Source organism: Pseudomonas sp. TH06 (assembly GCF_016651305.1).
GTDB lineage: Bacteria > Pseudomonadota > Gammaproteobacteria > Pseudomonadales > Pseudomonadaceae > Aquipseudomonas.
The window spans coordinates 1,633,082-1,646,932 of the sequence record NZ_JAEKEC010000001.1 but is presented as its reverse complement, the minus strand read 5'-3'; the positions used below and the strand labels follow the sequence as shown (position 1 = coordinate 1,646,932).

General features: G+C 62.5%; 10 protein-coding genes. All 10 read right to left on the bottom strand.

Features of this window, described 5'->3' with window-relative positions; translation table 11 throughout:
* Positions 1 to 7: 7 nt before the first annotated feature.
* The gene (locus JFT86_RS07215; protein ID WP_201236283.1) at positions 8 to 1,009 is read right to left on the bottom strand and encodes a serine/threonine-protein kinase; all 1,002 of its coding nucleotides are present in this window, start codon (positions 1,007 to 1,009) and stop codon (positions 8 to 10) included.
* Entirely contained in the window at positions 1,006 to 1,734 is a 729-nt protein-coding gene (locus JFT86_RS07210; protein ID WP_201236282.1) for a PP2C family serine/threonine-protein phosphatase, read from the bottom strand. Before JFT86_RS07210 ends, JFT86_RS07215 begins: the two co-directional genes overlap by 4 nt.
* A complete protein-coding gene (gene tssM, locus JFT86_RS07205; RefSeq protein WP_201236281.1) occupies positions 1,734 to 5,273 on the bottom strand; it encodes a type VI secretion system membrane subunit TssM in 3,540 nt (1,179 codons plus the stop codon). The genes JFT86_RS07210 and tssM overlap by 1 nt, the downstream gene beginning before the upstream one ends.
* A gap of 12 nt (positions 5,274 to 5,285) precedes the next feature.
* Positions 5,286 to 6,161, bottom strand: a complete 876-nt coding sequence (gene icmH / locus JFT86_RS07200) for a type IVB secretion system protein IcmH/DotU (protein WP_201236280.1) — start codon at positions 6,159 to 6,161, stop codon at positions 5,286 to 5,288.
* 5 nt (positions 6,162 to 6,166) lie between these two features.
* Complete coding sequence (gene tssK, locus JFT86_RS07195; RefSeq protein ID WP_103302646.1) at positions 6,167 to 7,498, bottom strand: type VI secretion system baseplate subunit TssK; 1,332 nt, start codon at positions 7,496 to 7,498, stop codon at positions 6,167 to 6,169.
* Between the two features lie 2 nt (positions 7,499 to 7,500).
* On the bottom strand, positions 7,501 to 8,001 hold the full coding sequence (gene tssJ, locus JFT86_RS07190; protein WP_201236279.1) for a type VI secretion system lipoprotein TssJ: 501 nt from the start codon (positions 7,999 to 8,001) through the stop codon (positions 7,501 to 7,503).
* A gap of 5 nt (positions 8,002 to 8,006) precedes the next feature.
* Positions 8,007 to 9,203: a type VI secretion system-associated FHA domain protein TagH gene (gene tagH, locus JFT86_RS07185; RefSeq protein WP_201236278.1), complete on the bottom strand. Its 1,197-nt coding sequence runs from the start codon at positions 9,201 to 9,203 to the stop codon at positions 8,007 to 8,009.
* Between the two features lie 18 nt (positions 9,204 to 9,221).
* Positions 9,222 to 9,362: a type VI secretion protein gene (locus tag JFT86_RS07180; RefSeq protein ID WP_095137719.1), complete on the bottom strand. Its 141-nt coding sequence runs from the start codon at positions 9,360 to 9,362 to the stop codon at positions 9,222 to 9,224.
* Between the two features lie 297 nt (positions 9,363 to 9,659).
* The gene (locus tag JFT86_RS07175) at positions 9,660 to 11,180 is read right to left on the bottom strand and encodes a sigma 54-interacting transcriptional regulator (protein ID WP_201236277.1); all 1,521 of its coding nucleotides are present in this window, start codon (positions 11,178 to 11,180) and stop codon (positions 9,660 to 9,662) included.
* Positions 11,181 to 11,190: 10 nt separating this feature from the next.
* A complete protein-coding gene (tssH, locus tag JFT86_RS07170; protein ID WP_201236276.1) occupies positions 11,191 to 13,848 on the bottom strand; it encodes a type VI secretion system ATPase TssH in 2,658 nt (885 codons plus the stop codon).
* Positions 13,849 to 13,851: the final 3 nt, after the last annotated feature.

The window sequence follows — 13,851 nt, the reverse complement described above, 5'->3', positions numbered from 1 at the left end:
TCATCCGTTACGCCCGAAACCGCAGACGTTGCAGCCAGGATGAAGTGGCGCCCAAGGCGTCACGCAGTTGTTCGGCAGTGATGGTGCGCGCTGCCGCATCGAAGCTCAGCGCGGTTTGCAGCGCTGGCCAACAGTGTTTCGGTAAGTTCTGCGGGGCTTGCAGTTCGCGCTCCATGTGCTCGTCGCGGGCCTGGGTCGAGGGCAAGCGGCGGAACGGGTGTTTGCCGCCCGCCAGCTCAAAGATCACACAGGCCACGCCGTACACGTCCGCGCTGGCCGACAACGGTTGGCCCTCAAGCAGTTCGGGGGCGGCGTAGCCTGGCGTCCAGGCGTTGAAGCGCTCGCGGCTCAGGTGTGGCAGGCCGGGCAAGGTGCCCTCTTCCGCCTGGCCCAGACCGAAGTCGAAGAGGCGCAAGCCGTCTTCGCTGAGCATGACGTTGCTCGGTTTAATGTCACCGTGTAGCACGCCGCGACGGTGGGCGTAGGCCAGCGTGTCGAGCAGCGGCAGCACGATGTCGCGCAGTTCTTTCCACGGCAGGCCGAGGGGCCGCTCGCAGAGCAATTTATCCAGGGTCAGGCCACGCATGTATTCCATGGTGATGAAGGCCCGCTGGCAATCGGTGTCGACTTCAAAGGTGTGCGCGCGCACAACGTTGTCGTGGCGCAGGCGTCGGGTCAGGGCGAACTCGCTGTAGAGCAAGGCACTGGCGTCCGGCGATTCGGCAAATTCTTCGCTGAGGATTTTCAGCGCGATGTAAGGGTCGGGATCGCCGAACTGTTCGTGCAGCAGATCCCTCGCCCGGTAGACAGCGCCCATGCCGCCGGCCCCGAGCAGACGCTCGAGGCGATAACGGCCGGCCAGCACGTCCGGTAACGCGCCGATGCTGGCCTTGGTGGGTGCCAGCGCGGGTTCCGCGTCATGGGCTTTGGCGAAGGCGAAGTAGGTCAGGTTGTTGGCCTGTTCTTCGCTCATCAGCAAGTCATCGATTGGCGATTCGATTTCACTCATTGGCGGATTACCACGGCAGTCAAATTGTCCCGAGCGGCGCCGCGCAGGGCGCCGTCGAACAAACGTTCCAGCGCCACGTGCGGCGCGCTGAGGCTGAGGGCGTTGCCGAGGGCATCGCTGCTCAGGCCTTGATACAAACCATCGCTGCAGAGCAAAAACGCATCACCCGGATAGACCTCAAGTTCCAGCACATCCAAGGTCAGTGTTTCGGCGGCGCCGACGGCTCGGGTCAAGGCCTGAGCCGCCGGGTGCGCAGCGGCCTGTTCGACGCTCATCTGCTGTTCGTCGATCAGTTGCTGTTGCAACGAATGGTCCTTGGACAGCTGATACAGCCGCTGCCCACGCCACAGATAACAACGGCTGTCGCCGGCCCAGATGCAGGCCGCGCGATTGCCTTCCACCAGCAGCGCCACGACGGTGCTGCCCATGATGCTGTCGTGACGGCCGGCGGTGACGGTCAATTCCTGCCCCAGGCGCCGGTTCAGCCAATGCAGGCACTGGCGGATGGCTTTGAGGCGTTCGTCGAAGTCCTCGTTTTGCGGCAGTTCAGCCAGGCTGGCGACGATCAACTGGCTGGCGATGTCGCCACCCTGATGACCGCCCATGCCGTCCGCGACCACCCACAGCCCCTGCTGCGGATGGTCGAGGAAGGCATCTTCGTTGCGCGCCCGCACCTTGCCCGGGTCGGTACGCGCCGCGCTGCGCCAGGGACTGGCCACCAGCATCAGAGCTGCACCGGCATACGGAAGGTGCGCAGCACGCCCATGTCGAACGGGTTCGGCGTGCGCTGGCTGGTCAGCAGGTAGTTGGCGCGCAGGCCGCCTACGTCAGCTTTCAGTACCAGCACGTCGCGACCGGTCAGGTACTCGGTCTGCATCAGGTCAAACAGACGGAACAGCGACCATGGGCCGGAGTTCTTCTCGATGCCGATCGGGCGCCCCGCCATCTTGTCCATCACCAGGCTGGTGCGGCCGTCTTCAGCATCGGTCGGCCATTTGAACGACATTGGCAGGATCGGGCCGTGGCGGTATTCCATGGTCTTGTCGCCGAACTTGAACTCGGAGCGGCTGACGGCCGGGTCGAGGGTGTACGGCTCAAGCTTGAACTGCACGGTCGGCTCGGCCGGGTTGATCGAGAAGAAGCTCTGACGAATCGTCAGCGCCGCCGCCATCTGATCGAGGTAGACCTTGGACACTGGCAGGCTGTGGCCGTCGATGCTGCGCATGCGGTAGTTGCCCGGATCACCGCTGACGAACGGACGCATGTAGCTGTCGAAGAAGCGGTCGACGGTACCTTGAGCCCGGAAGAACTCGCGGAAATCGCTGATCGCCACGTCGCTGGTGCTGCTCGCGCTGAACGGATAACGCTTGCTGATGGTCTTGCCATACACGCTGTACAGCTCGTTCTGATAACGGCCGTTGAGGTATTGGTAAGCATCGTTGAGCACCAGACGCCACGAGTCTTCGGCCAGCACGTTGAACCACACACTGAGCGGACGCGGCAGGCGACCCGAAGCGGTGCGCAGGTTGGTCAGCGCATCACGCTGGCCGCTCATGCGGGTTTTCGCCATTTCGAACGCGGCCTGTTCCGGCGTACTCGAACGGGCCAGACCGGACAGTTGCAGTTGCAGGTCGTTGAGCGCGCTGAGGGCTGGCGTCAGGTCAGCGGCCGGGCCGTTGTTGTCATCGAGCAAACGATGCAGCGGCTCGAAGCGACGTTGCAGCGACTTCTTCGCGGTGTCCGGCAGGTTTTTCGCGACGTTCATGGCCGAAGCCTTGTCCGCCACGGCCGACGCCAGTTTGCCGACTTTGCCCAGTTTGCCTTTCTGCCCGGCCAACGCATCGGCGGCATCGCCGGCTTCATCGACCGGGTCAGCAGCGGCTGGGAAGCGGGTGTTTTCACGCACTTCAGTGAGCAGCGCCAGCACCGGCGAGTTGGCCGAGGTCAGGCCCGCCAGTTGCTCGGCGCCTTCACCGGCATCGCTGATCGGTGGCAATGCCACTTGGCCAACGGCCTCGCTCCAGTAGTTGGCGTAGTCGCGGAAGTACAGTTGCTCCAGTTCGACCATCAGGCGACGCAAGTCCATGTCGCTGATGCCCGCGCCTTCGCCCAGCACCCAGTTGTCACGCAGGATGTCGGTGACCAGTGCCGAGCCCTGCACCGAGAAGTACTGCTGATAACCCTGCTGGGTGTAGAAACCCGGGATCACGTACTCGGTGCCGATGAACAGCGAGCCCTGTGGACCAAGGTGTTGGCTGAAACGGTATTCCGGCAGGTTGCGCGCTTGCTCGCGGAGCATGCGGTAGACCACGGTGGCCAGCGATTCGGCACGCAGAACCTGACGTGCCTGCGTCACCAGTTGATCGTTCAGCGGGTAGATGAACGGCTGCTTCAGCAGGCGCTCAAGGTGGGTGGTCAAACCGTTCTGCACGGCGGTGTTGCCGGTGTAGCGTTGCGACCAGTCAGCGGCGACCCAGTCCTTGAGCCACGCGGCGTCGCGACGATCCTTCATGTTCAACATCAGGTACGCACGCAGGCTGTTGATCAGCTTTTCGCGGTCCTTCATGTTGGCGCGGATTTGCCCTTCGAGCGTGGTTGCAACCCGTGGCAGCAGTTGCTTCTCAAGCTCACGCTCGTAAGCCGCTTTGACCACTGGATTGACGTCTTCGCCCTGATACAGACCACCACGCTCGTGATACGAGACGTCGCCCTTCTTCGGGAAGGCCTGGGTCGCGGCATAGCTGGTGTCGAGGGTTTTCAGCACGCCCATCGCATCATCGCGAGGGGTCAGTGCCGAACGTTGCTGAGTCCAGTTCTGCGCCAGTGTGCGCAGGTTTTCCAGACGCTCATAGTTGGCCGAGAAACCGCCCGCCCAGAGCATGCCGAACAAGGCCAGTGCCGCCAGTGCGCCAACGTACAACGCACGCTGGCCCCAATGAATGCGGCTGCGTTCGCGTTTGTCCAGACCGGCCAGATCGGCCTCGGGGAAAATCACCTGGCTCAGCAGGTGATGGATGAAGCGCGAACGACCGCTGCGCAGGGTCGGCAACACACCGGCATTGATGCCGAGGTTGGCGCCGATGCCGGCGGTGGTTGCGTCCATTTCCTGGGTCAGGTGCGGCGCACTGGTCAGGTAGAAACCTCGCAGTTGCGTGGCACGCTGATAACGGTTGCCGGTGAACGCCATGTCGACGAACAGGCACAAGCGCTCGCCGATCTGCCCCAGTTGATGCGGGAAGTCGAGGATGCGGCCACGGCGCTGGGTGTCGCGCTCGGAGTGCATGCGCATGATCACTTGGCTGTTGAGGCGACGCAGCAGTTCTTCGAACTCGTTGCGCAGCACCGCCACGTCGGTGCCCTGTTGATCCTTGCGGAAACTGGTGCCGAGGACCTGATCGCTTTCTTCGCGGGTCAGCTGATCGAAGAACTCGTCGAAGCCAAGCAGCTTGTCAGCCTTGCTCAACACCAGATACACCGGCACATCGACGTGCAGCTTCTGATAGATCTCTTGCAGACGGCCGCGGACCTGGCGCGCCAGAACATCGATGTCCTGCTCGCTGCCACCGGTCAGGGATTCCACCGGAATGGCCACCAGCACACCGTTCAACGGACGGCCGCGACGACGCTTGCGCAACAGTTCCAGCAGGGTGCGCCAGGCACTGCCGTCGACTTCCGCGTCTGCTTGAGTGGTGTAGCGCCCGGCGGTGTCGATCAGCACACCGTGGTCGGCGAAGTACCAGTCGCAATGACGGGTGCCGAGGGTGTCGCGGGTCAGCTTGCGGTCAATCTTGTTGATCGGGAATTCCAGACCGGAGAAGTCCAGCAGGCTGGTCTTGCCGGAAGCTTGCGGACCGATCAGCAAGTACCACGGCAAGTCGCTGCGCCAGCGTTCGCTGCGGCCGCGATACAGACTCGAGGTTTTCAGGGTTTTCAGTGCGTCTTTGAAACGCGCCTTCAACTCTTTCTGCTCGTCGTCGATCTGCTCTTCGCGGCGAATGCGTTCCTGGCCGTCTTCGGTGGCTTCGACTTCTTTCTTGCGCACACCGGCGCGCCAGCTGACGAAGACCATGGTCAGGCCCCAGATCAGGAACAGGACGCTGATGGTCAGCAGACGCGAGGTTGCGCCCTCCCAGAATTTGTAGTCATCCACCGCCAACAAAGGGCCGACGAACCACACCAGCAGTGCCACGAACAGCACCAGCAGCAGGGTCCAGACCCAGGTCTGGCGCAGGAAGGCGCCGACTTTCTTGAAAAAATTCTTCATCACACGTCCCTGTTACGGCTGCGACTGCGGTTGAACCGCGGCCGGATCAAGCGGCTGATAAGGTTGCAGAACGGTGTCGCGCTGCTCGCCCAACACCCAGGCGAAGCCCGAATACATCACCACCAGGCAGACAAAAGTGAACAACACCACCATCCACGCCGGCACGATGCGCACCAGGCTGCGACGCTGATCATTGAGGCCTTCCCAGTGCGGCGACAACTCGCGCGGCACGTCGCCACGCAACTGACGGATCTGCCGATACAAGGCATCGCGGATGCCTTCGAGTTCAAGCATGCCGCGTGCCTGCACGCGGTACTTGCCCTCGAAACCGAGGGACAGGCACAGGTACATCAATTCGAGCATCGGCAAGTGCTTGACCGGGTTCTTCGACAGCCGATCGAGCAGTTGGAAGAACTTCTCGCCACCGAAGGTCTCGTTGTGGAAGCTGCTCAGCAGGCTCATCTGCGACCATTCGCTTTCGTTGCCCCACGGCGTGGTCACGACAGCTTCGTCGACCACGGTGCAGAGCACGTAACGTGCGGCCATCACCTGGCTGCTTTCCGCGCCGTTGTGCAGGGCGCGCACTTCAAACAGTTTGAGCCCGGCGGTCAGGCGCTCGTTGAGCGCGTACATGTCTTCGCGGGTTTCGCTGTGCTTGAGACGCACCACTTCCGAGAGCAATTCGGAGGACGCCGCCACCAGCGAATTGAGGCTGATGTTGAACGCTTCCGCCGGGCGCAGGCGCGCGGCGTAGATCATGCGTTCTTCCAGTTGCTCGAAGCGCGGTGGCGCGGCGAAGTCGGTCAGCGGACTCGACGCCGGGCCGTGGCCCTGACGGTCGAGCAGGACGGTTTTGTCGTCCTGGTTGTGTTCCATGTCCTTGATCATGTCGGTCAGTTCCTGATGGCCCAGAATTTCAGTTCAAGCTCGGCGAATTCGCCGGACACGTGGAACGCGAAGCCGCCGGAGCGTTCGAGTTGTGCCAGGTCTTCGGAACTGAGTTCGAGGATGAAATAGGTTTTGTTGGAGTGGAACGCAATCTGCCGCGGGGCCACCGGCAACGGTTTGACCTTGATCCCCGGCAAGTGCAGGTTGACCAGTTGGCGAATACGCTCCACCGGGCCGACCTTGAGGTGCGCCGGCAAGCGGTGGCGCAGTTCTTCGGAGTCGCAGTTGGCACTCGCTGCCAGCACGAACGAGGCCGAGCCGAGCAGTTTGTGGTCGTGCAACGGCGACACGATGATCCCGTATTGACGTGCTTGCAGGATCAGTTCGATGGCGTGCTGTTCGAGCACCATCGACAGCACCTGACGAATCGCTTCCATCAGTTTGCGGAAGCTCGCGCCCTGGTCGGCGTGGGAGTAGCGACTGTCCAGGCGCGGGCGTTTGCTCTCGCCGGAGAAGGTCGCCAGATCACCGAGCATGGTCAGCAGCGTGCGGTACAACTCTTCCGGATGCACCTGCTCCAGGCCCAGATAGTGGCGCAGCAGCAGTTCGGTACGGTTGATCAGTTGCAGCATCATGAAGTCGCCGACTTCGGCGCCGCCGACCTTGCCGTTGGAGCGAATCCGTTCGGCAATCGTATCGCCACGGTGGTTGAGCATGCTGATGACTTCTTTCAGGCACGACAGCAAATAGCTGGAGGCGTGGGCCTGAATGTAGGTCGGCACAAAATCCGGATCGAGGCTGATCACGCCGTCGGGCGTTGTGTCGAGCACGTCGCAGATCTTCAGCTTCACGTAGGCCTGATCGCTCTGCTGCTCGCCGAGCAACAGTTTGAAATCCGGACGACCACAGCTGACCTGGCTGGCGGAATCGTCACCGGCGTTGGAGTCGGCGACTTCGGCATCGTATGCGGTGTAACGCGCCAGCACGTCGGACTGCTCCGGACGGCGCGACTCGATGTGATTGCCGGTAACCAGCGGCAGCGCCAGGTAGATCGGCGTGTTGCCGGTGTTCGGCGGCACGTCAAGCGCCAGCGGCTCGGTGTTGCCACCGAGTTCGAACAGGCTGCCGTCCGGCAGAATCCCCGAGGCTTCACTGATCACCAGTTTGCCCATGTTGAGAAACTGCAGGTCGATCTGCAGATTGAGAAAACCCCAGGTGTAGCCACCCAGCAATTGGGTGCGGGTTTTCATCTGGTGATCGTAATAGCGATCGTTGTGCTGGAAGTGCTGCGGACGCAGCAGCATGCCTTCCTGCCAAATGACTTTATGGGTATTCATGGTCAGTCATCCGCCTTGGCGAGCGCTTCGTTGGTATTGCGGATACCGGCCTGATCCAGGGTCAGATCGGCCTCGGTGACTTCCAGCGGAGTGATCTGCACGGTGTAGCGCCATTTGGTTTCCGGCAGGTCGCGGTAGGCGGCGAGGATGCCGACGTAACGGCTGCCCTCCTCCACGCTGAGCTTCATTTCCACGGTTTCACCCGGGCGCAGTTCGAGCTCTTCGCTGGCCACCAGATCCGGGTTGAGGGATTCCTTGGCGCGTTCGTAGAGGCTGAAGAAATCAGCGTTCTCGAAGGTCACCGGGTGCTTGAGTTCGAACAGGCGCACCACGATCGGCGACGGGCGACCGTTGAGGTCCGGGTTGAGCTGATCACTGCCGGTCAGTTTCAGATTGATCTTGGTCACTTTCGAGTACGGCGACAGCGACGAGCAACCGGCGAGCAGCACCAGCATGGTGAGCGCAGTCAGCGTCTTGAAAAAAGCGGTCGAGCGGCGAGACATGCGCATCATCCTTGGTGGTCGGTGTGGAGGGTGGAGATCAGACGAATCTGTTCTTCGTAGGCCTGGGCGAAGTCGCGGGCGAGCAGACGCTCACTCCAGTCGTCGTCCTGACGCAGGGCCTGGTGATAGCGGCCGAAGGCTCTCCAGCGCCCGCCGGACGTGGCGATCAGCGGCTTGTTGTCGCGCTCGAAACGCAGGGTCAACTGTTCCGGCGAGAAGTGTTCCAGCGTGCCGCGCACGGCAGCGCGACTGGCGGTGAGCAAGGCCACCTGATGCGCCTGCAAATCGCGGAACGCACGGGACACCGCTTGCTCGGCCGGCAAGTGGCCCGGCTTGTGCGGCTGCAACAGGATCTGCAGTGCTTCGCTCGGATCGACGGCGAATTTCAGCGGGTTCTTGTTGGTGCCTTGCACGGTGGTCTGGGCCAGACGCAGTTCGTTTTTCAGCTCGGAACGGGTACGTAGGCTCTGCTGCAAACCGCCGACGCTTTGACGCAACAGACGCGCGGCGTTCAGCGCCATGGCTTCGCGTTCGTCGTGGCTGAGACCCTTGACATCCACGCCCAGCGCCGCGCCGAAGTGCTCCCAGAAACCTTCACTCTGACGCTCGACGGCTTTCGGTGCCGGCGCAGGTTCAGGCTCTACGGGGGCTGCGATCAGCTCCGGAACCATCAGGCTTTCCATGTCGATGCGCGCGTAGTCGGCACGCTGACGGGAGTCCTCAGGTTTGGTGTTCGGCGCCAGCAGTTCGTCGATTTCCGAGTAGACGCGTTCTTGCTGTTCGAGCGCGTTGAGCGGGTCGAGATCGAGGAACGCGTCATCCGGGATGATGCTGCCGGCAGCACGCGGACGGCCGGCTTCACCGTCGAAGGTCGCCGGGTCACGCACCAGCCGCGCACGAATCTCGAAGTCACCCAGCACGTAAGTGCTGCCGTGCTCGATGCGCACTGGCTCGCCTTTGTGCAGACGTGCACCGCTGTCGCCGTCCTGAACGCCGTTGCTGCTGGTGTCGGTCAGGAAAAACGTGCCTTCGCGGTAACTGACAATCGCGTGGTGATTGGACAGATGACGCTTGCGGTCAGGAATGATCCAGTCGCAGTCCTCGCCCCGCCCGATCACGCCACCCGCCTGTTTGAAGGTCTTCTGGCACAACTCGGTGGGCACGAACTGCTTGGTGTTCAGCATTTCGAAAACCAATTCCATGTTTGATGCTCCTTGCGGTCACTTGCCGCGATTGACCGCTTGCGGATCACCCAACGGGCGATAGTCGTTATCGTTGAATTTGTAATTGCCGCTACAGCCACCAAGGCCGCAGAGAACGACGAGGGTCAGCAGGACAGCGTTCCAGTGACGAACAGACATCAGAGGGTCTCCAGGGGTAGACAAAGCACAAAGCGCCGACCCTTGCGGGCGGCGCTGTTATAAGCGAATTCGTTGTTTTGGAAGGCTCTAAACCGTGGCTTAGAGCCAATCCAAAGAGGTGCCACGATCTCCTGTGGCGAGGGGACTTGTCCCCGATGGGGTGCGAAGCGCCCCCAAAACCTGCCAGCGCGGTTTTCCAGTGAAACCGTATTTACCGGATCGCGACTGCTGCGCAGCCGATCGGGGATAAATCCCCTCGCCACAGGGGAATTGCTCACCTTCAGATAGGCGTTCAGATCAACCATCGAAGTCACCCAGGTTGATATTCAGGCGCCCGAGGCGGTACAGCAGCGTGCGGCGTGGCAAGCCGAGTTCGCGGGCGGCAAGGGTCTGGTTGCCGTCGTTCTTGCGCAGGCAATCGAGCAGCAGCGTGCGTTCGACCTGCTCGAGGCGTTCGCGCAGATTGAGGCCGCTGGTGTCCTCGGGCATCGCTTCCATGCGCAGGGAGAAATGCTCGGCCAGCAACTCGCCGCCCTCGCACAACAGCACCGCTCGCTCGACCAGGCCTTTGAGTTCACGGACGTTGCCGGGGAAGTTGTAGCCCGACAAATGTTCCAGCGCCGCCTCTGACCAACGCACCGGGTCACGCTGCAAGAACGTGCAGGCCTTGTCGGCGAAGTGCCGGGCCAGCTCCAGAATGTCGCCTTCGCGCTGACGCAGGGCCGGCAGTTCGATCGGGAATTGCGCGAGGCGGTAATACAGGTCCTCGCGGAACTTGCCTTCGCTGACCAGCACCGACAGATCACGGTGGGTCGCGGCGATGATGCGCACGTCGATCTTGTGCGTGTCGTTGGAGCCCAGCGGACGGATCTCGCCTTCCTGCAACACGCGCAGCAACTTGGCCTGCAACGACAGTGGCATGTCGCCGATTTCATCGAGCAACAGCGTGCCGCCGTTGGCCGCATCGAACAGCCCCGCGCGGTCGCGATCAGCGCCGGTGAAGGCACCTTTGCGATAGCCGAACAGCTCGCTTTCCAGGAGGTTTTCCGGGAACGCCGCGCAGTTCTGCACGATGAACGCCTGTGAGCGCCGCGGGCCGCAGTCGTGAATCGCCCGCGCCACGACTTCCTTGCCGGTGCCGGTCTCGCCGCGCAACAGCACGGTGTACGGGCTGTGCAGGACTTTGCTGATCAGCGAGTAGGTCTGGCGCATCGCTGCGCTTTTGCCGATCAAACCGTAGCCGCTGATGCTTGGCACGCTGCGCACCGCCGGCGCCTGAGCATCCAGCGGTTGACGCAGGCGTTGCAGCAAATGCAATTGGCCGAGCACGAACGAGCCGAGCTGACCGAGTGATTCGGCAAACCCGAGCAGGTCGGTACGACGCTGACTGGCACACAACAACAGGCCTTCGACGGCCTTGTGCCGATTGACCAGCGGCACGCACAACAGCGACTGCCACGGCGCCGCAACGGCGGGCAGAAAACTGGTTTCGTGCAGGCTGCCGCCGAGGTCGTCGAGGCACACCACGCGGTTCTGGCACAGGGCGAATTGCAGCAGTTGCTCACCGTTGTAGTCCGCCGGAAGGCTCGCCGCCTGGCGCGGTTGCAGCGCGCCGTCGAGGCACTCGGCGTTCATCCCCAGGCAGGTGTGAGTGGCGTCGAGCAAATACAGTTGCGTCAGTTCGCAACCGCTCAGCTCGGCCAGGCCACGCACGAAGTCACCCAGCAACGCAGCACCGTCCGCCGCCCGCGACAGGCTGGCGAACTGCGCCAGCAACGCTTCGGCGTAGACCAGTGGTTGCGGTACTTGAGTGAACATCACCGCCACCTCAGGCGAACTCGCACATCACGCTGGCGTTGCCGTCGAGCGTGGCATGCACACGTTTGAGGCTTTCACCGGTCGCCATCGCGTCGAGCAGACGATCGGCCACCAGCGGCAGGACGTGCTGATCGAGCAAATGATCGATCAGGCGCGCACCGCTTTCGCTTTGCGTGCAGCGCTCGGACAAGTGATCGACGAGGTTCTGGCACCAGCTGAAATCCAGCTGACGACGGTTGAGACGCTCGCCGAGACGACCGAGTTTGATCTCGATCAGCTCGCGCAATACCGGGCCGCCGACCGGGTAGTACGGCACCACTTTCATCCGCGCCAGCAGTGCTGGTTTGAAGTGTTTGCTGAGCACCGGGCGAATGGTTTCTTCGAGCAGTTCAGCAGTCGGCCGTGCGCCGTCTTCGCAGAGGTCGCTGATCTTGTCGCTACCGAGGTTCGAGGTCATCAGGATCAGCGTGTTGCGGAAGTCGATCTCGCGACCTTCGCCGTCATTGGCCACGCCTTTGTCGAAGATTTGGTAGAACAGGTTGAGCACGTCCGGGTCAGCCTTTTCGACTTCATCGAGCAGAATCACCGAGTACGGTTTCTGCCGCACGGCTTCGGTGAGCATGCCGCCCTCGCCATAACCGACGTAGCCCGGTGGCGCACCGATCAGACGCGAGACGGTGTGCTTCTCCTGGAACTCGGACATGTTGATGGTGGTGATGAAACGGTCGCCGCCGTACAGCAGATCGGCGAGCGCCAGTGCGGTTTCGGTCTTGCCGACGCCGCTCGGGCCGACCAGCAGGAACACGCCGACCGGTGCGTCAGGCTTGTTCAGGCCGGCGGCCGTGGCGCGCATCGAGCGATCCAGGGCGTGTACGGCTTGTTCCTGACCACGGATGCGCGTGCGCAGGTCGGTGGCGAAACTGGCGACCTTGGCATTGTGTTCGCGGGCCAGTTGCGCCAACGGCACACCGGTCCACGCGCTGATCACTTCAGCCACCAGACGCGGGCAGACTTCAAAGCTGACCAGTCGTTCTTTGACCTGCGCAGCGGTCAGCTCGGCGTGAGTCTTGTTCAGCTCGGCTTCCAGCGCTTCGACGCTTTGGCCTTCTTCAACGTCCGCCGTGAGGGTTTCGATCACGGTGCCTTCAGCGTCTTCTTCTACGCTGACGGTCGGCTCGACAGCGGCAGCCTCGCGGGCCTTGGCCAGTTGCTGACGCAGTTCCAGCAGGCGCTCGGCCAACGCTTTCTGTTCAGTCCACAGGGTTTCCAGCGCGACCATTTCGCTTTCGGCTTCTTCCAGCCGCGCTTCCAGTGCGTCCAGTGCTTCGTGATCGATCAGCAGGCCAGCCTCGGCATCGCGGCGCAGGGCCTGACGCTGACGGCCACCTTCAGCCAGTTCGCCACGCAGGCGCTCGAGGCTTTCCGGTGCAGCGGCGAGGCTGATGCGCACGCGGGCGCAAGCGGTGTCGAGCACATCAACGGCTTTGTCCGGCAGTTGGCGACCGGCCAGATAACGGGCCGACAGTTCCGCCGCCGAGACCACCGCGTCATCGCGCAGGTAGATACCGTGGCTCTTCTCGTAGACCTGAGCCAGACCACGGAGGATGGTCACCGCTTCGTTCACGGTCGGTTCGTGTAACTGAACCGGTTGGAAACGACGGGCCAGCGCCGGGTCTTTCTCGAAGTATTTCTTGTACTCGGCCCAAGTGGTCGCGGCGATGGTGCGCAGTTCGCCACGCGCCAGCGCCGGTTTCAGCAGGTTGGCCGCGTCGGAACCGCCGGCATTGCCGCCCGCGCCGATCAGGGTGTGGGCTTCGTCGATGAACAGAATGATCGGCTTCGGCGAGGCTTTGACTTCGTCGATCACGCCTTTGAGGCGACGTTCGAATTCACCTTTGACGCTGGCGCCAGCCTGCAGCAAGCCCATGTCCAGCGACAACAGCTCAACGCCCTTGAGCACCTGCGGCACTTCACCGGCAGCGATGCGCGAGGCCAGGCCTTCGACGATGGCGGTTTTACCGACACCGGCTTCACCGACCACGATCGGGTTGTTCTTGCGGCGACGGGCGAGGATGTCGACCATCTGGCGGATCGCGCCGTCACGGCACAGCACCGGGTCGAGTTTGCCGTCGCGGGCCTGTTGGGTCAGGTTGTGGGTGAAGCGCTGCAACAGCGATTCGCCCTGCGCGGCCGGTTTGCCATTGGCCGCCGGTTGCTCTTTTTGCGACAGGGCGAATTCTTTCAGGCGATCGATGTTCAGCTTGGCGAGCAGCGGCTGATAACGGCTGCCGGCGTAACGCATCGGGTTGCGCAGCAGCGCGAGGATCAGCGCGGCGTCTTCAACCTGGGTCTGGCCCAGTTCGAGGTTGGCCACCAGCAAGGCGTCTTGCAGCCATTGCACCAGTTCCGGAGCAAACACCGGATTGCGCGATGCGCTGTGTTCAACTCGCGATTGCAGTGCGGCGCTGAGTTCACCGGCGTCGACATCAGCATCTTGCAACGCGCGTGCGAGCAAGCCGTTGGGACGCTCCAGCAGGCCGAGCATCAGGTCTTCGACGAGGATCTTGCTGCCGCCACGGGCCACGCAGCGCTCGGCCGAACGCTCCAGATCACGGCGGGTTTCGGCGTCCAGCGCCTGGATGAGTTGTTGCAGGTCTACGTTGATCATGGC